The organism is Microcoleus sp. LAD1_D3 (assembly GCF_036702135.1).
Taxonomy (GTDB): Bacteria; Cyanobacteriota; Cyanobacteriia; order Cyanobacteriales; family Microcoleaceae; genus Microcoleus.
Window position 1 is genome coordinate 50,160 of the sequence record NZ_JAUBSB010000010.1, and the last position, 18,719, is coordinate 68,878.

11 protein-coding genes and 1 pseudogene are annotated in these 18,719 nt (G+C 43.9%); 5 read left to right on the forward strand and 7 right to left on the reverse strand.

Features of this window, described 5'->3' with window-relative positions; all coding sequences use genetic code 11:
* Positions 1-656: 656 nt before the first annotated feature.
* The 4 genes from QUA74_RS08300 (at position 657) to QUA74_RS08315 (ending at position 10,030) form a co-directional block, all read left to right on the forward strand.
* A complete protein-coding gene (locus QUA74_RS08300; protein WP_333198661.1) occupies positions 657-965 on the forward strand; it encodes an HU family DNA-binding protein in 309 nt (102 codons plus the stop codon).
* 15 nt (positions 966-980) lie between these two features.
* Positions 981-2,243, forward strand: coding sequence for a threonine-phosphate decarboxylase (locus tag QUA74_RS08305; RefSeq protein ID WP_333326914.1), 1,263 nt, complete (start codon positions 981-983; stop codon positions 2,241-2,243).
* Positions 2,244-2,475: 232 nt separating this feature from the next.
* Positions 2,476-3,951: an NAD(P)/FAD-dependent oxidoreductase gene (locus tag QUA74_RS08310; protein ID WP_333326916.1), complete on the forward strand. Its 1,476-nt coding sequence runs from the start codon at positions 2,476-2,478 to the stop codon at positions 3,949-3,951.
* A gap of 619 nt (positions 3,952-4,570) precedes the next feature.
* Positions 4,571-10,030, forward strand: coding sequence for an AAA family ATPase (locus QUA74_RS08315; RefSeq protein ID WP_333326918.1), 5,460 nt, complete (start codon positions 4,571-4,573; stop codon positions 10,028-10,030).
* Positions 10,031-10,586: 556 nt separating this feature from the next.
* Here the strand turns inward: QUA74_RS08315 and QUA74_RS08320 are convergent.
* The 6 genes and pseudogenes from QUA74_RS08320 to QUA74_RS08350 all read right to left on the reverse strand — a co-directional run bounded on the left by QUA74_RS08320 (position 10,587) and on the right by QUA74_RS08350 (position 16,014).
* Positions 10,587-10,955 (reverse strand): transposase, encoded by a 369-nt coding sequence (locus QUA74_RS08320; RefSeq protein WP_333326920.1) that lies wholly within the window; start codon positions 10,953-10,955, stop codon positions 10,587-10,589.
* A gap of 115 nt (positions 10,956-11,070) precedes the next feature.
* Complete coding sequence (locus QUA74_RS08325; RefSeq protein WP_333326922.1) at positions 11,071-11,565, reverse strand: IS630 transposase-related protein; 495 nt, start codon at positions 11,563-11,565, stop codon at positions 11,071-11,073.
* Between the two features lie 37 nt (positions 11,566-11,602).
* Positions 11,603-12,972: pseudogene (locus QUA74_RS29835) on the reverse strand (IS4 family transposase).
* Between the two features lie 129 nt (positions 12,973-13,101).
* On the reverse strand, positions 13,102-13,308 hold the full coding sequence (locus QUA74_RS08340) for a hypothetical protein (protein WP_333326928.1): 207 nt from the start codon (positions 13,306-13,308) through the stop codon (positions 13,102-13,104).
* Between the two features lie 132 nt (positions 13,309-13,440).
* Positions 13,441-15,825 (reverse strand): hypothetical protein, encoded by a 2,385-nt coding sequence (locus tag QUA74_RS08345; RefSeq protein WP_333326930.1) that lies wholly within the window; start codon positions 15,823-15,825, stop codon positions 13,441-13,443.
* A gap of 30 nt (positions 15,826-15,855) precedes the next feature.
* Positions 15,856-16,014 carry a hypothetical protein gene (locus QUA74_RS08350; RefSeq protein WP_333326932.1) on the reverse strand — a complete coding sequence of 53 codons (159 nt, stop codon included), beginning with the start codon at positions 16,012-16,014 and terminating at the stop codon, positions 15,856-15,858.
* 198 nt (positions 16,015-16,212) lie between these two features.
* On the opposite strand from QUA74_RS08350, the gene nadC reads away from it, so the two are divergent.
* Entirely contained in the window at positions 16,213-17,073 is an 861-nt protein-coding gene (nadC, locus tag QUA74_RS08355; protein ID WP_333326934.1) for a carboxylating nicotinate-nucleotide diphosphorylase, read from the forward strand.
* Between the two features lie 243 nt (positions 17,074-17,316).
* Here the strand turns inward: nadC and QUA74_RS08360 are convergent, their stop codons facing one another.
* Positions 17,317-18,345, reverse strand: coding sequence for a C39 family peptidase (locus tag QUA74_RS08360; RefSeq protein WP_333326936.1), 1,029 nt, complete (start codon positions 18,343-18,345; stop codon positions 17,317-17,319).
* Between the last annotated feature and the right edge of the window lie 374 nt (positions 18,346-18,719).

The window sequence follows — 18,719 nt, forward strand, 5'->3', positions numbered from 1 at the left end:
CGACAGTCCGACAGGGTTGAAACCCCTGCCTCAAAGCTAAAGTCCTCGCTCAAGAGGACTAAAGAACTCATTAGTCCTCTGTAAGAAAACTATAAATGACTCTTTCAGTCGTCTTCAAACGACTTTCGCTATTAGCCAGGGGTTGAAACCCCTGGCGGGTTTCGGGAAAATGAAACAGCCCTGCCCCACCGGAGGAAAGAAAGAGGGAAAAAGGAAGAAGGAAGAAGGAAAAAACTTTTCCTTTAGCCCTTGACAAATTACATTTTATTCTTTCTATTTCTCCTTCTTTTCCGATCTCAAATCCACCGAGGCGAGAAATCTTGTTTCCAAGGTGGTATTTTTTTACCTAAATTTTGGGATTAATTACAAAAATTAGCAAGTTCCATATAAATTAAAGGTTCCACCGATCCATAACGGTCGGCAAGACTTTAGAATAATGCAGTGAAAATTAGATGCTGTGGGGTTTTCAGCAGTTAGAAACAAAAATTCCTTTTCTGACCAATTACCCTAGGGTAATTGGTATTCAGCAGGAGTTGTGATTCGGGGAAGCGGACGGGAGCAATCGGGAACCACCCCAACCTCCCAATCCACACCTCAATCCAGTTGATAACTCACAGCTAATAGTTGAACTAACTCTGTTTAACGTAATTTTGCAAATCGAGAAGGAGTTCGCAATGAACAAAGGTGAATTGGTTGATGCAGTGGCGGAAAAGGCTAGCGTGACGAAAAAACAGGCAGATGCTGTTTTGAGTGCGGCCCTGGAAGCAATCATGGAAGCTGTCTCCGATGGCGACAAGGTGACGCTGGTCGGTTTTGGCTCGTTTGAGTCGCGGGAACGCAAGGCCCGCGAGGGTCGCAATCCCAAAACTGGCGACAAGATGGAAATCCCGGCCACCAGAGTTCCTGCATTTTCCGCAGGGAAGTTGTTTAAGGACAGAGTTGCACCGCCGAAAAACGCGGAATAGCTGGCGAACTGAGTCTTGATTAGACCTGTACACGGTGGGAATTTAGCTTGGGCAGCCACACTGGCAGGCTGCCCTGCCTCTGCTATTCTCGATTTTTCTGCCAGTATCAGTCCTTTGGGCCCTCCTGAGTCGGCCTTGAATGCGATTCAAGCACACTTGAGCAGTCTGACGGCTTACCCAGACCCGGATTATGGGGATCTCAGGACTGCTTTGGGTGAGACTTTGAATGTTGACCGGGATTGGATTTTGCCCGGGAATGGTTCGGCGGAATTGTTGACTTGGGCGGCTTGGGATTTGTCGAAGCTGGAGGCGACTTATTTGGTGACTCCGGCTTTTGGCGATTACTGGCGGGCTCTTTCGGCTTTCGGGGCGCAGGTGCTGAAATGTCCTTTGGAACTCACAACTTGCACCATTGTCAAAAACGGGCAAGATGCCCATTCCACAAGAAATGAATTTTCTTGTGGAACAGGCAAGATGCCTGTTCCTAAACAAATTGAGCATGGTGCAACATCTCAGTTGGAACTGACATCGTTGGACGCTGGGGCAGGAAATGAGTTAGTAACCGATGATTTGTCGCTTTCTAACCGTTCCCTTGTCTCCCCTTCTCTCCGTCTCCCCGTTCCTCTTGCTCTCGATGCCCCCTCTAGACGAGGTTTGCTACTGAACAACCCGCACAATCCTACGGGTTTACTGTTTGCTAGGGAGGCGATTTTGCCTTATGTGAAGCAGTTAGGTATGGTGGTGGTGGATGAGGCATTTATGGACTTTCTACCGCCTTCTGAGCAGGAAACTTTGATCGATGCTGTTGAGGAGTTTCCGAATTTGGTGATTTTACGATCGCTCACTAAATTCTATTCTCTGCCGGGACTGCGCTTGGGCTGTGCGATCGCCCATCCCGATATCCTCCGCCGGTGGCAGTTGCTGCGCGATCCTTGGCCTGTGAATGCTTTGGCGGCGGCGGCTGCTGCTGCTGCGGTGCGAGATGCTGCTTTTGAGCGGCAAACTTGGGATTGGCTGCCTGTTGCTCGCCGAGAGCTATTTGAGGGTTTGGCTAATTTACCGGGTTTGCAGCCTTTTGCCGGGGCGGCTAATTTCTTGTTGGTTGAGTCGTCGATGTCGGTTTCTTCGATTCAAAAAAGTCTCTTGGAACGACACCGGATTTTGATTCGGGATTGTTTGAGTTTTCCTGAGTTGAGCGATCGGTTTTTTCGGGTGGCCGTGCGCTCAAGGGCGGACAATCTGCGGCTGATTGCTGGACTTGGCGAAGTTATTCATTAGGTGACTGTTGACGGTTGTCCGTTGACTGTTGACTGTTAACAACCAATAACAGTTGACAAACGGATTTTATTGGTCGTTTGAGTGGACATCCCCAAGAAACCCGGTTTCTATGATAAATCTTGGGTTTTGCAGCGAAGTATCTAGGAAGAAACCGGGTTTCTGACCCCGCGCGCGGATCGTCCTAAACTACTAACTAATGACTAATGACTAATGACTACTGACTTTTTTATTTATGCTTGACTATGATTTAGTGATTATTGGTGGAACTCCGGCCGGACGTTATGCTGCTTTGACTGCAACTAATTTCCCGGCTCGCGTTGCTTTGGTGGAACCGCTAAGTAATTCCCAAGATTTGCCGACTGGGGGGAAAGAGTCGATCGACCTTGGTTTGAGATACAGCCAAACTTTGAGGGAGGCTGCTCGTTTTGCCCAGCAGATCAGCCGCCAGCAGTTGGGGGTGCGCTGGGAAGTGGCTAATTCCTCCATGCCGATCAAATTGGGGTTTGACGGGGTTCTCAAGTGGGCCGAGGGTGTTGTTTCTAATTTGTCAGAAATTGATGATCTCGGCGTTTTGGCTGCTCGCGGTGTCGATGTTATTTTTGGCAGCGGCGAGTTTGTTGCGAAACCGGATTTGGCTTTTGTTGTCGGCGGGCGAAAATTGCGATCGCTCTGTTATTTGCTGGCTTGTCCAACTCTGCCGACGATTCCGAATATTGAAGGACTTTCGTCTGCTGGCTTTTTTACTTCGGAAACTGTCGCGGAATTAGCCAAACTTCCACAGTTGCCTAAAAGTTTGGCTGTAATTGGCGCAGATCCCAGCGGTGTCGAAGTGGCTCAAACTTTTACTCGGCTGGGGGTTGCTGTCACTTTGGTAGTGAAAAGTTCGCACATTTTGGCTAAAGAAGATCGGGAGGCTGCTGGGTTGGTTCAAGCTGCAATGGAAGCTGAAGGAGTGCGGATTCTGACTGCTACTGAGGTGACTCAAGCTAGGGTGATTGAGGGTAAAAAGTGGATTCAAGCAGGGCCAAGGGCGATCGAAGCTGAGGAGATTTTTCTGGCCGCCGGTAGAGGACACAATTTTTCATCGTTAAATCTCGAAGCGGCTGGGGTTAAATTCAGCTATCGGGGGGTGATTTTAAATGAAAAGCTGCAAACAACTAATCACCGCATTTACGCGATAGGCGATGTTGCTGGGGGTTATCCGTTCCCTCACATCGCTAATTGCGAAGCTGCAGTTGCTGTGAAAAATGCTTTGTTTTTGCCGATGTTTCAAATAGATTATCGCGGGATTCCTTGGGCGATTTTTTCTGACCCGCAATTGGCGAGGGTTGGCTTGACTGAAGCGCAAGCAAGGCGCCGTTTTGGAGACGATCTCATTATTGGTCGGGAATATTTCAAGAATCTTGAAAGAGCTCAAATGTCCGGAGATACAACTGGTTTTTGTAAGATTGTCGGGCGTCGCAACGGGGAGATTTTGGGAGCGAGTATTGTGGGGCCGCAAGCTGCTGAGTTGATTCACGCGATCGCCTTGGCTGTGCGTCACGGGATGAAGGTTGAGGCGATCGCCGAACTTCCTTATATTTGGTCTAGTTTTTCGGCAATTAACGGTCAAACTGCCACTGTTTGGGAGTCGCAGCGCTTGGGCAGCAATACTTTTATCCAGAATTTGTGGGAGAATTTGTTTCACTGGCGCAGGTATTGGAAGTGAAACAATCAAAGGGGTAATTGGTAATTTGTAATTGCTAACTATATGAGTGGGAAAATATAATTGACTTGGGCTAATTCCACAGTCTGCTTCTGAACTTTGGCATTTAATTCCTGATTTACTTATTAGAGTGGGGCAGCTTGTTGTTGCATCTGGAAAAATAATTGGGCTTGGAGCCTATGACTCCCTACCGATCGGCAATCTGGCGCACAAACTCGATTTCCTCTGCTTGCGGCTTTAAATGCAGACTCGCCCGAATTGTAGTGATGACATTAAATTATGAGCTAAACTAGAGATTAGATTTAATAGGCGATCGCATACAAGCATCGGTTTCACAAATACTTTTAAGTACCTGATTAGCATCTTCAATTCCTCTTCTCTCAACTGCGGTTCTTCAATCAGCCTTAGCTTTATTCATTTTCTACTTAGTCTTAACTCCAGTATAAACAGCTCTTACAGAAACAATTCAAGTATTGTTTTAAACTCCGGCTTTCATAAGTTGAGCGACAAAGTATATTAAGAAAAATGTAATTCACTGAATACTAAAGCAGAGCGAGCGAAAATAGTAGATAGTAACTCTAAAAAGCTTCAGGCTTGACAAAAGCAGTAGGAATACTTAGATATGGCTGACATCACCAATCTTTTTCTAGGCTATCACATTAACGAGCAAATATACACAGGCAATCGCACTCTAGTTTATCGCGGCTTTCGCACTTCAAATGGGCAGCCCGTCGTGATTAAAGTGCTGCGAAATAACTTTCCCCGCTTCAACGAACTGGTTCACTTCCGCAACCAGTACATCATTGCTAAAAACTTAGAGATCCCCGGCAGTGTCAAGGCATACAGCCTGGAAACTTACCATAACCACTATGCTCTGGTGATGGAAGACTTTGGCGGAATTTCCTTAAGTACCTACCTCGCTAGTCTAACATCCGCTAGCAACAAACCCCTAGAAGGATTGCCCGTTAACGAGTTTCTTCCCATTGCAATTCAAATTGCCAACTCACTCAACGGACTTTATCGCCACCACGTCATCCATAAAGACCTCAAACCCGCCAACATTCTGATTAACCCCAGCAGCAAAGAAGTCAAGCTGATTGACTTCAGCATCGCTTCCCTGCTACCCCGCGAAACCCAAGAAATTCAAAATCCCAACGTCCTTGAAGGCACCTTACCTTACATATCTCCCGAACAAACTGGGCGAATGAACCGAGGCATTGATTACCGCACAGATTTCTACTCGCTGGGAGTCACATTCTACGAATTACTAACAGGAAAGTTACCCTTCCAAACGGATGACCCAATGGATTTGGTACACTGCCACCTTGCCAAACAACCTATCCCAGTCTCAATTCTCAACCAGAGCGTTCCATTGGTGCTGTCGGAGATTGTCAGCAAACTGATGGCTAAGAATGCTGAAGCTCGCTATCAAAGCGCCCTAGGACTCAAGTACGATTTGGAAACTTGTTTATCCGAGTGGCAAAAGACAGGGGCGCTGAGTAACTTTACCATAGGGGAGCGAGATTTGTGCGATCGCTTTACTACCCCCGAAAAATTATACGGTAGAGAAAGCGAAGTATTCTCCCTGCTATCTGCCTTCGAGCGGGTGAGTGCCGGAAGCACCGAAATGATGCTCGTTGCCGGTTTCTCCGGCATTGGCAAAACCGCTGTTGTCAACGAAGTTCACAAACCCATTGTCCGGCAGCGAGGCTACTTTATTAAAGGCAAATTTGACCAATTTCAACGCACCCTTCCCTTTTCAGCATTTGTCCAAGCTTTTCGCGATTTAATGGGACAATTGCTGTCGGAAACAGATGCTAAAATTGAACAATGGAAATCAGAAATTTTGACAGCTTTAGGCGATAGCGCTCAAGTGATAGTTGAAGTCATTCCCGAACTACAAAAAATTATTGGAGAACAACCGCCAGTCCCAGAACTTTCGGGCAGTGCCGGTCAAAATCGCTTCAATTTGTTGTTTGAAAATTTTATTCAAGTCTTTACAACAAAAGAACACCCTTTAGTAATTTTCTTGGATGATTTGCAATGGGCAGACTCAGCCTCTTTAAAATTAATTCAACTGCTGATGACTGCTACTGATAACCGCTATCTCCTCTTAATTGGAGCTTATCGGGATAACGAAGTATTTCCAGCGCATCCATTCATGCTGACGTTAGCAGAGATTCAAAAAACTGAAGCAAAGGTGAATACTCTTACCTTAACTCCGCTCGCTCAAGCAGACGTAAATAGTTTAGTTGCCGATACTCTAGCTTGTTCTACAGCGTTGGCTCGGCCTTTGACAGAACTCGTTTATCAGAAAACCCAAGGCAATCCATTTTTCAGCACACAATTCCTCAAATCTTTGCATGAAGAGAGACTGATTGTATTTAATTGTGAAGCTCGGTATTGGCAGTGCGATATTGCCCGAGTGCGAACCTTGGCACTAACGGATGATGTAGTAGAATTCATGGCACTTCAGTTGCAAAAGTTGCCGCTTCCAACACAAAAAGTCTTAAAGTTAGCTGCTTGTATTGGCAATCAGTTCGATTTGGCGACCTTAGCAATTGTTGATGAGAATTCGCTAGTAGAAACCGCATCTGCTTTATGGAAGGCGCTGCAAGAAGGACTAATTTTACCTGTTAGCGAGGTTTACAAGTTTTATCAAGCAGAGGGGAATAGCAAATCTGTAATCGGGAATGGTCAGGAATTTGACCAATTATCAATTACCCACGACCAAGTACCCAAATATAAGTTTTTACACGATCGCGTCCAACAAGCAGCCTATTCTCTGATTCCTGAAGACCAGAAACAGGCGACTCATTACAAAATCGGACAACTGCTGCTGCAACAGATTTCCGCACAAGCAAGAGAAGACCGGATTTTTGAAATCGTCAATCAATTAAATTACGGAACTGTTTTAATTACCCAACCAACAGAACGAGAAGAATTAGCCCAACTCAATTTAAGTGCCTGTCGCAAAGCCAAAACTTCAACCGCCTATCAAGCAGCGCGTGAATATGTGACAGTAGGATTGTCTTTGTTGGAAAAAAATACTTGGCAGCAGCAGTATGAAATGACTCTCGCTTTATATGAATTAGGTGCGGAAGTGGCAATGCTAAACGGTAACTTTGAGGCGATGGAACAGTTCATTGATATTGTCATTCAACAGGCACGCTCCTTACCTGAAAAAGTCAATGTTTACTGTATTAGAATTCAATCTCATATTTCCCAAAGTAAACTGACATCAGCGATCGCGATCGCCCAATCAGTTTTACAACAGCTTGGCCTCACCTTTCCAGAAACACCAACACCATCAGATCTTCAACGGGAAATCCAAGAGATTGAGGAACTTATTGGAAATAGGGAAATTGCCGATTTGGTTAACTTGCCTGAGATGAGGGATGTGGAAAAACTCGGTACTATTAAGATTGCCAATATCATCAGCCCAGCAGCTTACCTCACTGGCTCTGCGCTGTTCCCATTGCTGAATACTTTCTCAGTTAAACTTTCCATTCAGTACGGTAACACATCGATTTCTGCTTACAGCTATGCGAACTATGGCAATATTCTCTGCAATTTCTTCCAAGTCGTGGATACAGGAACACAGTTTGGTTCCCTGGCCCTCCAGATTATTTCAAAACTCGATGCCAAAGCAAGTAAAACAGATATTTTGATGCTCTTGGGGTTATTTGTTGTACACCGCAACTCTCACATTCAAGAAACACTACCCCTGTTGCAAGAAGGTTACACCACTGCCATAGAATTTGGGAACTTGGTACTTGCTGGGTACAATGGGCACGGTTTTTGTCTCAATTCTTTTTGGTGTGGTCAATCCCTGGCTACCTTAGAGCAGGATATTTGCGCCTACTGCCATAGTTTGATGCAATTAAATCAATTGACAACCGCAAATTATTGCCGGATTTATTGGCAACCTGTTTTAAATTTGCTAGGTCTTGCAGAACATACCACCCTTTTGTCTGGGAAAGCCCTTGAAGAAACAGAATTCATCCAGCAGCTACAGTCTGCCAATGATGGATATGGATTGTATATTTTATATTTGTATAAACTGGTGCTTTGTTTCTTGTTTGGAGAAATGGAGCCAGCCAAAAATCATGTTATTGAGGTCAGGCGCTATTTTATGGCTGGTGCGGGATTAGTCAGCGAACCAGTATTTTATCTTTATGATTCTCTGCTAACTTTGGCACAATTAAATCCACAGTTAGATGAAGCATCAGAAGCATTGCAGGGTGTAATAGAAAACCAAACCAAGTTACAGCAATGGGCGTATTATGCACCCATGAATTATCAACATAAGGTTGATTTGATAGAGGCAGAAAAAAGTAGAGTGTTCGGACAAAAAGCCCAAGCAATTGAGTTTTACGATCAGGCAATTTCTGGAGCCAAAGCCAACGAATATATCCAAGAAGAAGCACTTGCTAACGAACTGGCAGCAAAGTTCTACCTAGATTGGGGCAAAGAGCGCATAGCTGGGGAATACATGATCCAAGCCTACTATGCCTACGCTCGTTGGGGTGCAAAAGCCAAAGTCGCTGACTTAGAAGCTCGCTATCCTCAACTACTAACACCTATATTAGAGCAAACCCGTTCTCCTCTCTCGGCTCACGAAACTCTCTTGACATTGGGTAGTGTCACCTCCACCAGTTCCCCCACATCCAGTAGTAGTGTTTCTGTGGCTTTAGATTTAGCTACTATTTTCAAAGCTTCCCAAGCTATATCTCGTGAAATCGACCTCAAAAAACTACTGACATCGTTGCTTTCGATCGCCATCGAAAATGCAGGAGCCGATAAGTGCGTGTTAATGCTCTTGCAAGACGATCGACTGTTAATTAAAGGATCGATTACTCTGGGGACAGAGCCAGTCGTGTTGCAACACCTTCCCATTGAAAACAGTCAGGATATTCCCTTAAAACTAATCTACAAAGTCAAGCATAACCAGCAGACTACTGTGCTAATTGATTTGAGTGCCGAGCCGACTTTAGCTAACGATCCATATATCATTAATCAGCAACCCAAGAGTATTTTGTGTAACCCAATTTTGCATCAAGGTAAATTAATAGGCATTTTATATCTAGAAAATAATCTCACAACGGGGGCGTTTACACGCGATCGCGTGGCCATCCTCAACATCCTGTGCTCGCAAGCTGCCATTTCCTTACAGAACGCCCGACTGTATCAACAATCTCAGGAATATGCCCAAAAACTAGAGCTTTATCTTCACGATCTCAAACAGATGCAACTGCAATTGGTGCAGGGTGAGAAGATGTCTGCTCTCGGAAACTTAGTCGCAGGGGTAGCCCACGAAATTAACAATCCCGTAGGCTTTATCGCCAGCAATTTGCAACCAGCTCAAGAATATCTACAAAATTTGTTCGAGCTAATCGATCTATATCAAGATAGTTTTCCCAAGCCAGGATCTAAAATTGAAGAAAAAATTGAGGATATAGACTTGGAGTATTTGCGAGAAGATTTGCCGAAATTGATTAGCTCAATGAACGAGGGAGTCGATCGCATTCGCAATATCAGTACGAGTTTGAGAACGTTTTCGAGGGCAGATAGCGATCGACCAGTTTCTTTCAATATTCACGACGGGCTCGAAAGCACCCTGCTAATTCTCAAGCACCGTTTAAAAGCCAGCGAGTTCCGCCCTGCCATTGAAGTTGTGAAAGACTATGGTAAATTGCCCCTAGTGAAATGCTTTCCCGGACAGTTAAACCAGGTGTTTATGAATGTGCTGGCTAATGCGATCGACGCTCTGGAGGAGTCAAATAAGGGGCGCAGTTTTCAGGAAATTAAAGCCCGACCTAATCAAATCACGGTTCAAACTGCTCTGAGCGAAGACAACAATCAGGTTTTGATTCGCATTAAGGATAATGGAGTGGGGATGTCTAACGAAGTCAAGGAAAACATCTTTAACCACTTATTCACCACCAAGTCTGTGGGTCAAGGAACTGGATTAGGATTGTCTATAGCCCACCAAATTGTTGTGGAAAAACATGGAGGTACATTAGTGGTGAATTCTTCCCTCGGTCAGGGTTCGGAGTTTGTGATTTCTATTGCGGTATGAGCAGTTGGTAGTAGGTCTTTAGGGCAATTAGCGCCGCCTCGAAACTACGATATCAGTTATTATAAGAAACAGAGAACGAGCAACAGGGTATCTTTCTTCCTAGGAACTACGGAGTAGGAAAACACAGAATGTAGGCTAATTCCTCCATCCTCCGCCCGCATCTTATTCGTGATTGAGACAGCAGTTTGCAACCCCCTGCTTTACAAGCACTCTTCCCTGTTTTTGTTCCCGGTGTCGAGTTAAGAGTTCCCTTGAGATTCTCAGCATCTACCTTACCGACATGAAAACGGCTATCATGCTACTAAGATTGTGGAGTTGAATTTTATAGCTGAAAACTCTCTTTTAATTAACTAATGTTGGATAGGGCGATCGCTACAGCGGATTCCAGGTTAATGAACTACACTAGCAGCAGCTTCTAAACCAATTTTTAAAGTGCTTAATATTAACCAAATCAAGCGCAGTAGCTAGTAAAACGTCAACCATCTTGGTAGTAGTTGGCGAAAACTGACGTAAAAAAGCTTTCAGTTGTGACCACCATAATTCGATCGGATTAAAGTCAGGATTCGGGAGGTGATAAATTCAAGACACTGGCACCAGCCGCTTGAATCAAGGGTTCAATCACTTCCAACTTATGGGCTGGTAGATTATCCATAACAACCACTGCGCCCTCCCATAAGTTTGGCACCAAACACTGTTCAACAAAAACTGCAAATGCCTGACTATCCATCGACCCATTCAGCGTCATTAATCCTACTACTTTTTTCAAGCTGATTGCTCCAATAACTGTTACTTTTGCACCCCGATAAAACGGTTTTAAATCATAGACTCTACTACCATATCTCGAACGTGCGTGGCTTCGTGTCAACCCCAATAAAACGCCCATTTCATCCAAAAACACCAGAGTATTCTGGTCGATATTTTTCACTTTCTCCCAATACTCACACATATAAAGTTGCACTCTGTCAGTGGCAGATTGACTACTCCGTATTGTTTTTTTTTTCGTCAGATTTTGTTTAATTAGTTCGCGACACATCATACGCTTAACTGACACATTGTTTGTGACTATCTAGCCAATATTCACAATATTCTGACAAGGTGCTATCTGGATATTTTTCCACCATCTGGGTCAATTGAGTTGTGGACGAGTGTAACACACTTTTTAGGCTTCCACCCTGTTTTTTGGGTTGAACGTGACCAGTCGTTTGTTTTTGTTTTAAGATTTTTTGAACAAACGCTTTACTCACATCAAAACGCTGGGCTACTTTCCTGACTGATGTATCACCTTGTTCATAGGCTTTAACTATTTTTTTACGAAACTCTATTGAATAAGCTTTCATTTTTTCTGGTGAGGCTACTGAATCTAGTGTACCACATATACATGGAATCTGCTGTAAGACATCTACAACATCTTTCAACTTAGACAAGTTCTGACTGTACTTCTCGTCTGATAAAATAGCTACTGCATATTTTAATTGTGGCAACTTGTTTTTATACTTCTCATTAGAAACCCGACCCGATAAGTAAGTTTTTGTCACTCCCCACTATAGTTCAATGGCCCTGAAAAAGTCTCAATCACCTAGCCTGTTTACTTTTTAAGATAGAGCGAGGTTCCTGCATTCGAGAATAGGGCTTCGGTCTGTGTTCCAACACCCTTGGTTCGGAACGATCGGGTCGCATCGTGAGTAAATTAGTTGCCACCTGCTCCAACAGCAATTGATGCCATTGTCGCTGTTGGTGTTTTCCTGTAGTTGCCAACAACGTCAATAACTGATTAAACTGCTGTCGAGTTGATTGGAACGAGAGTTGAAAAGCTGTATGTTCTGACGAAGATACGGCCTGCCACATAATGGTACGTAATAAAGTGTAAGCCAATAAGTGTGTCCAGATATCCTTTCTGACCATTGCCGGAGTTTTAGCTGTTAACATCTCCATTTTCAAAGTAGTTTTAAGATGCCGGAGACTAACTTCAGCAGCAGACCAGCGCCGTCCATATAACTGAGTTAATTTTTGAACAGTGTAGCGCTGGGCATCCAGTAAGGTTGTGACTACAATAATACGCTCTTGTCGAAAGCCACGGCGTTGAATTCGCTCTTCAGACTTCCCGAACAATGAAATTAGATGGTAATTCCTCAAATTCCTCATTACTCATGTGTTTGGGACACTGTTGGGGCTTATTCCAGACTACTTGATGGTCGCCAATTCCCAACTTCTTACCCCGCCCTTAAGTCCGTTTTACGGAGATGATTTTTCCTAAAAACAGCGTCTGCTCCCTGCTGTTTTACCAAAACTAAATCGACATAATTGCCGTAAGCTCGATCGGCTAATATCACATCGGAGGGAACTAAATTCCCATACAACAGGCGACTCATCACAATCTCACTCGTCGCCAATGAAGCAATACCAGCCGATACCACTGCACCTGTGAGCAATGAAAAGAGCACTACCATTTTCGCGATGGGAAATCCACACCCAGTTTTTTGATTGCTGTGTTGCGGATACTCAGCTTGATTGGCCCTTTTATCACTCATCAACACGGTTGTGCCGTCTAGTACCCGCACCTGTCGTCCACACCATTGCTGTTGTGGAGGAACTTGCTTTTCTAGTGCCTCTGCCACTACGGGTACTAACTGTTGGACAAGTCTTTCAGGTAGTCGTTGACGAGCTTTACTGTATGCCCCCGTGTCTGAAGAAGGAGGCTTGACTCCAGCTACACTCAGCCAGGTACTCATCCGCTTCACCGCTTGACTCAAACTTTTGTCTGGATCTAGTACCTGAGATACCATCGCCCATAAGGTCACTATCGGTGTATAGACGCTGTTGTAGTACCTGAGATCCTCCAAGGCCAGAAGCTCTTTGACTTTAGACTCTGGTAGCAATTCTTTCCAGGGTAAGGCGACGCTCTGTAAAAATTGTTGCTTGAGAATAGACGCACGATTGGGCATACTAGAGAGAGATATTTTGGTTTGTAAGGCAATTATCTACGCAGATATTGCCTTACAGATTTTTTTTTGCTCACTTTTTCAGTGCCATTGAGCTTTGGATGAGATTGAAGTAGATACAGCATATTCCATTTATATGCGGTACACACAATTTTGTTGTAAGTAATGATCGACTTCCTCAAACCATTTTGCCCAAGCTTTAGCAATATCGTCGGGGAGTTTGGGTTCAGCTATTCTATTTTGGTGCTTGTGCATCACAAAGTCGAGGAAGTCGTTGACTTCGGGCAAGAATGATTCGGGAAGTTGCAATTTGGCGATCGCAATATCAGGAATAGTCATAATAATTGCCCATTCCAGTCGTTTTTATTTTAATACAATCATAACCAGCGATCGCCCTTAATTTTAGCCGTCAATAGTGGGCGCTCGCCTGCCGCCTTCCTCATAGCCCGAATCGGGGGCAAAAGTTACTGCCTAAACTGTGCTATATTTTTGACCAATTTGTCGAAGCAGTTTAGTGAAATTCTCCTTGTCAGATTCGTTTTGAAACCTATCTACTACCTCTTTTAACCTAGACAAGTCATTGGTATAGTTTTTGTCAGATAGCTGTGACACTAATTGCGACGAGAAAAATTTTACTAAATCAGGTTCATTAGATAAGACATCTACAACATCTTTCAACTTAGACAAGTTCTGACTGTACTTCTCGTCTGATAGAATAGCTACTGCATATTTTAATTGTGGCAACTTGTTTTTATACTTCTCATTAGAAACCAGATCCGATAAGTGTTTGTCACTTCCCACTAGAGTTACTAACTCTTGCAACTTAGATAAATTGGTAGAGTATTTCTCGTCTGACAAAATATCTACTACCTTTTTCAACTTAGACAACTCCTGTTTCTGCTTCGCCTCAGATAGCAGTGAAGTTAATTTGCTTTCCGTCTTGACAAATTTTGCTAAATTTTCATAGTTAATGGCATCAGCTTCGGAAAGAATTATTTTCCAAGCCATTTTTTCGTTTGTAAATACAACCCCCTCTTTTGCATCCTTAAAAACACTGTTGTCTATCAAAGCGATTACTTTTTCTCCAGAGTCAAGAGATAGCCATGAAGACAGCGCTTTGGATAGTTTATCTAATGGAATATTATGAGCAGAAAATCCATCTTTAATACCCTTTGTTGGACTTACATTGTTTTGTAAAAATTTTCCTAAATCATCCGCAATGATATTTTCAGTATAGGTGTAGGTTCGAGTTTCTAACTGGTGCAGCACGGATGAATCGCGATTCTTTCCACCTTTGAGCAATGACCAAATTAAAAATGCTGTACCTGATGCAACAAGAGCAGCGCCGCCAGTCATTACACTGAGTCCACCAATAGTCGAGATGGTAGCAGTGATAGCAGCAGCACCCGACAATGTACCTGCAGCTCCCAAAGCACTCGCAGCAGTCCAAGCAGCTAAAATAGTTGCAGTACCGGCGACTGTTCCTGTACCAATTGCAATTCCCAGATTTTTTTGGTCTTCCCTGTCCATTTCTGAGACTAACGCAATAGACAGTAGCCCTGCGGCTCCAATTAGCGCGGCTCCTCCTGTTGCTACTGCTAAACCACCCAGCATTCCTAAACCACCAGCCGCGACAGAACCACCACCTAAAACAGCTAAAGTCGCGTTGGTTGCAGCCGCCCCAGATAAACTGCTAATACTAACACCCGTTGCTGTTTCTGCTCCAAGTGTACTCAACACTCTCGTAGCTTGTGGAACAATTGCTGCTCCTTTGTCTTTAGCATCCGTCAGTTGCTCTTTGAATGCTTGAGCAGTTTGGACAAAAGCATCGGCTTTTTCACCAGAAGCAATTTGATTCTGTAAATTTTGTTTCCTTGCTATTGAGTAAACAGCTTTAGCATTTTCTGGGATTTTGGCTTTGTTAATGAAGGAGTCTACCGAGTTCAAAGTTGCTGCATCTTCTACTGTCTTGCCGTCGCGCACCTGCTGATATATTGACTGGTAATTTTGCTTTTGTTCAGCACTCAATTGGCTGTTATTAATTTGTGTGACCAGAATAAAATCAACTGTTAAGCCTCTTGAATTGGCACTGGACAAAGAGTAACTCTGTTTTATTTCTAAAGGTAGCGCCGAACTTGCCACGATTGAGTCAATATCTGTGAGTGCTTTAAAGTCAGGAACAGGTTCGCCGGCGCGGACGTATGCAAAAGTTCCTCTGATTAGTTTCTTCTCTGCCTCAGTCAGTTTAGATTGAGCCAATGTGGATTCAATGGCTTGCCAAATTCCGACCAGGCGTGAATTGGTACTGGCGATTTGGTAACGCTCTTGAATTTGGCTGCCCAGTTTGGAAGAATATATAACATAATCCAGAAAATCCAAGGCGATCAGATCATCAATGTACTCACCATCTTTAACTTGCTCATAAACAAATTTGCATTTCGCTTTGCTTGCTTCTTCGACAAATTGCGTCTTTTTGTCAATTTCTTGATAAATTTCCTCTTTTATTCCAAGTTGTCTATCGTATAAGGTATGCAAAACTACAGTAATATCTTTACCGTCTTGACCGCGCCCTTTGAGGGTAATCTCTTGGCTATCTTGAGCTTTAGAGGGAATTTCCACCTGGCAAGGTTCTCCCGATCGCAAAGTAAAAGTTTGCTTTCCTCCTACTCGGGCTGTGGTATAAGGAACAAAAATATGATAGTTCTCCAAGGTAGAGAAATTTTTGCCTAATCCCTCGCTATCAGCCATAGCGCTAGCTGGATCAAGAAAGTCTTTTGTCAATAAACCCAAAGTACCTAAAGCAACATAACTAAGAAAAGAGCGACGGTTGAGAGGAGAAATATTTAGGTGAGTCATAACTGAGTATTTGTAGCTTGAATGTAGTTTTTAGGCGAAATAATCAAATCCGAACTCTAATTTATCAAGTTCGTTACTTCCAAATTTACTAGCAAACTTACCCTTAGCCCTAGTGGCCCACCCCAAAGCCTCTGCTTGCTCATAAATCAGATGAGCTTGTTTCTTTGTCGCTAATTTTCCTTGCAACAAAGCAAACTCACTCTATTAAATCACCGACACCCAACTTTGTCAACAGGTGATTGACTACAAAACTGCGCCTGTTTAGCAAACTGTAATTAAGCCAACAAGGACATCCGCGTGGCCAGATTATTTGGCAACTTGCCTAAAATTACCCGATCGACTATTGTTCCTAGTAGATATCATCTTGATATAACAACCGACAAAAACATGACAGCAATATTACCGCCTTGGATAGTTTTAGACTCCCTATTGCACAACTGGCTACTAGAAGATATCGGTAGGGGCGATCGCACAACATCGACCTTATTTCCCGCAAACAGCATCCAGGGTACAGCTAAATGGATTGTCAAAGAAGCTGGAGTCATTGCGGGATTGCCAATTGCCGATCGCACATTTAAACTTTTAGACAGCAGCCTCAGTTTCATCCCCCAAGTACCCGAAGGGAAACTGTGCGAAAAAGGAGAAGTAATTGCCGAAATTTCCGGCAATTTCGATGCGCTGCTAACCGGAGAAAGAGTAGCATTAAACTTGGCAATGCGTTTGAGCGGCATCGCTACTTTGACTCAGAAATATGTTGACAAAATTGCCGATTTGCCCGTCCAATTGGTGGATACCCGCAAGACAACGCCGGGATTGAGATTGTTGGAAAAATACGCAACTCAAGTCGGCGGTGCTTGCAATCACCGGATGGGCTTAGATGACGCGGTGATGATTAAAGACAATCACATTGCGGCGGCTGGGGGAATTGCAGAGGCGATCGCCCTAATTCGCAATTCTATCCCCTATCCGCTGACGATCGAAGTCGAAACCGAAACTCTGGCTGAAGTAGAAACAGCTTTGCAGCACAAAGCCGATATTATCATGTTAGATAATATGTCCTTTGATTTGATGCGACAGGCTGTGGCAATAATTCGCCAAAAGAGCGATCGGGTAAAAATTGAAGCTTCCGGCAATGTTACTTTAGAAACAATTAGAAGTGTAGCCGAAACCGGAGTTGACTATATTTCTACCAGTGCTCCGATTACGCGATCGACTTGGCTGGATTTGAGCATGAAAATTAATAGTTAGTTGACTGTTGACTGTTGACTGTTGGCTGTTGTTATATCAAATCCGGGTTAAATACTCGCTTTATCTCTTAGTCTCTTAGAGAGGGACTTCGTTTGTGCGATCGCGTTGGTAGCGGTTTCAACCGCTTAGTGATAAAGAAGTTAATGAACCCGGATTTAGTATCATTAGTCAGTAGTAACAAGGTTACTTTCCAATTCCCAATTCCCAATTCCCAATTCCCAATTCCCAATTCCCAATTCCCAATTACTTCGAGATAAAATGAACCCAAAAATTCCCGTCAGGCATACATAGGCTGCGGATTAAGCGGTAAGTATAATGCAAGTAAGCACCGCTGACACTTGTATCGTAGCCACTTCGGAACCACTCACCATAGGGATCGTGAACGAAGAATCCCTCGCTGTCGTAGCCAGAGGCAACTATAATGTGACCGAAAGACGTGAAGTATCCGTGGATGACAGCGGGATTTCCGCTGGCTAGCCAATCTTGAACGTCATCAATAGTTGCATTCTCGGTAAAGAAATCTTGAGCGCCGTAATCTCTAACAATCTTTGCTAAATCGTAGGGGTCCCAGCGACTGTAACCTTTGGCCATCGCATATTCGTAAAGTTCGTCTTCATATTGCCCGGTTTGTTTGCGCCGTGGCACTCTCAAAAAGTCCAGACACATCGCTAATGAAGTTACATTGCAAGAACCTGTAGGATTGTTCAAGTTATCCAGTTGCGATAGATAAGGAATGCCAAGCCTGACAGTTGGGGGATTCGGTTTCGGAAAAAGTAGAATGCTGTCTTGAGTAATTTGAGCGTGCCCTCCGAAAACATACCAAACCCCTGAACCTTTGAAAGACTCGTTGCGGAGAGCAAATCTGATGTGACCACGAGCCGGAGCAAAAGCTAGGATCTCAAACTCTTTTCCTGCTGGTATTACTTGTTTTTCCGAGTCCTGAAGTTGAGAAGACGCCAGCGGTTTTGATTTAAAAAAGGTGTCTCTGAGCGTTTTCAGGATCAGGGGCTGTGTGGGAATGTCCTCTGGTTTGGTTTCGATCAGCTTTTTGGCTGTGACTGCTCCCAAAAAACCCGGTTCGCCGCACTTCATCAGAGTTTGAAATCGGTGGAGGGTGGCGGTAGAGAGAGGGCCAAAAATTCCGTCTACGGGAGGCTTCAGTAAACCTAGGTCAATGAGGCGGCTTTGAATTTGGCCACTGAGTTCGTCGTCTGCAGCAATTGCTTTGGCATCGTACCTAATGTTTGAGTTGAGAAAGTTTTGTAATTTCATGCTTGCGTCCGTGCCCCTGTCAATCGATTTTAGATTTTAGATTTTAGATTTTAGAATTACGATGCCGATCAATCCGGTTTCCCTAGACTAAATTGCTTGCTAGTCAATAATTCCCAGTTTATCGTCTCATAAAATTACGGTAATTTTGCCGATCAATCGATTTTAAATTTTAGATTTTAGATTTTAGATTTTAGAATTACGATCGCCAATAAACCCGGTTTTCCTAGACTAAATTGCTGGCTCATCAATAATTCCCAGTTTATCGTCTCATAAAATTACGGTAATTTTGCAGATCGTCCCTACCTTAAAGGCTTCATATTAATTATTTGATACAAAACCTTCAAGGCGCGGGCCGATCGAATTTCACGCACTAT

What these genes read in the sequence shown, in the direction of transcription:
- QUA74_RS08315 (WP_333326918.1), top strand. Translation starts at nt 4,571, where the DNA reads ATGGCTGACATCACCAATCTTTTTCTAGGCTATCACATTAACGAGCAA.
- QUA74_RS08340 (WP_333326928.1), bottom strand. Translation starts at nt 13,308, where the DNA reads ATGACTATTCCTGATATTGCGATCGCCAAATTGCAACTTCCCGAATCA.
- QUA74_RS08345 (WP_333326930.1), bottom strand. Translation starts at nt 15,825, where the DNA reads ATGACTCACCTAAATATTTCTCCTCTCAACCGTCGCTCTTTTCTTAGT.
- QUA74_RS08310 (WP_333326916.1), top strand. Translation starts at nt 2,476, where the DNA reads ATGCTTGACTATGATTTAGTGATTATTGGTGGAACTCCGGCCGGACGT.
- nadC (WP_333326934.1), top strand. Translation starts at nt 16,213, where the DNA reads ATGACAGCAATATTACCGCCTTGGATAGTTTTAGACTCCCTATTGCAC.
- QUA74_RS08360 (WP_333326936.1), bottom strand. Translation starts at nt 18,345, where the DNA reads ATGAAATTACAAAACTTTCTCAACTCAAACATTAGGTACGATGCCAAA.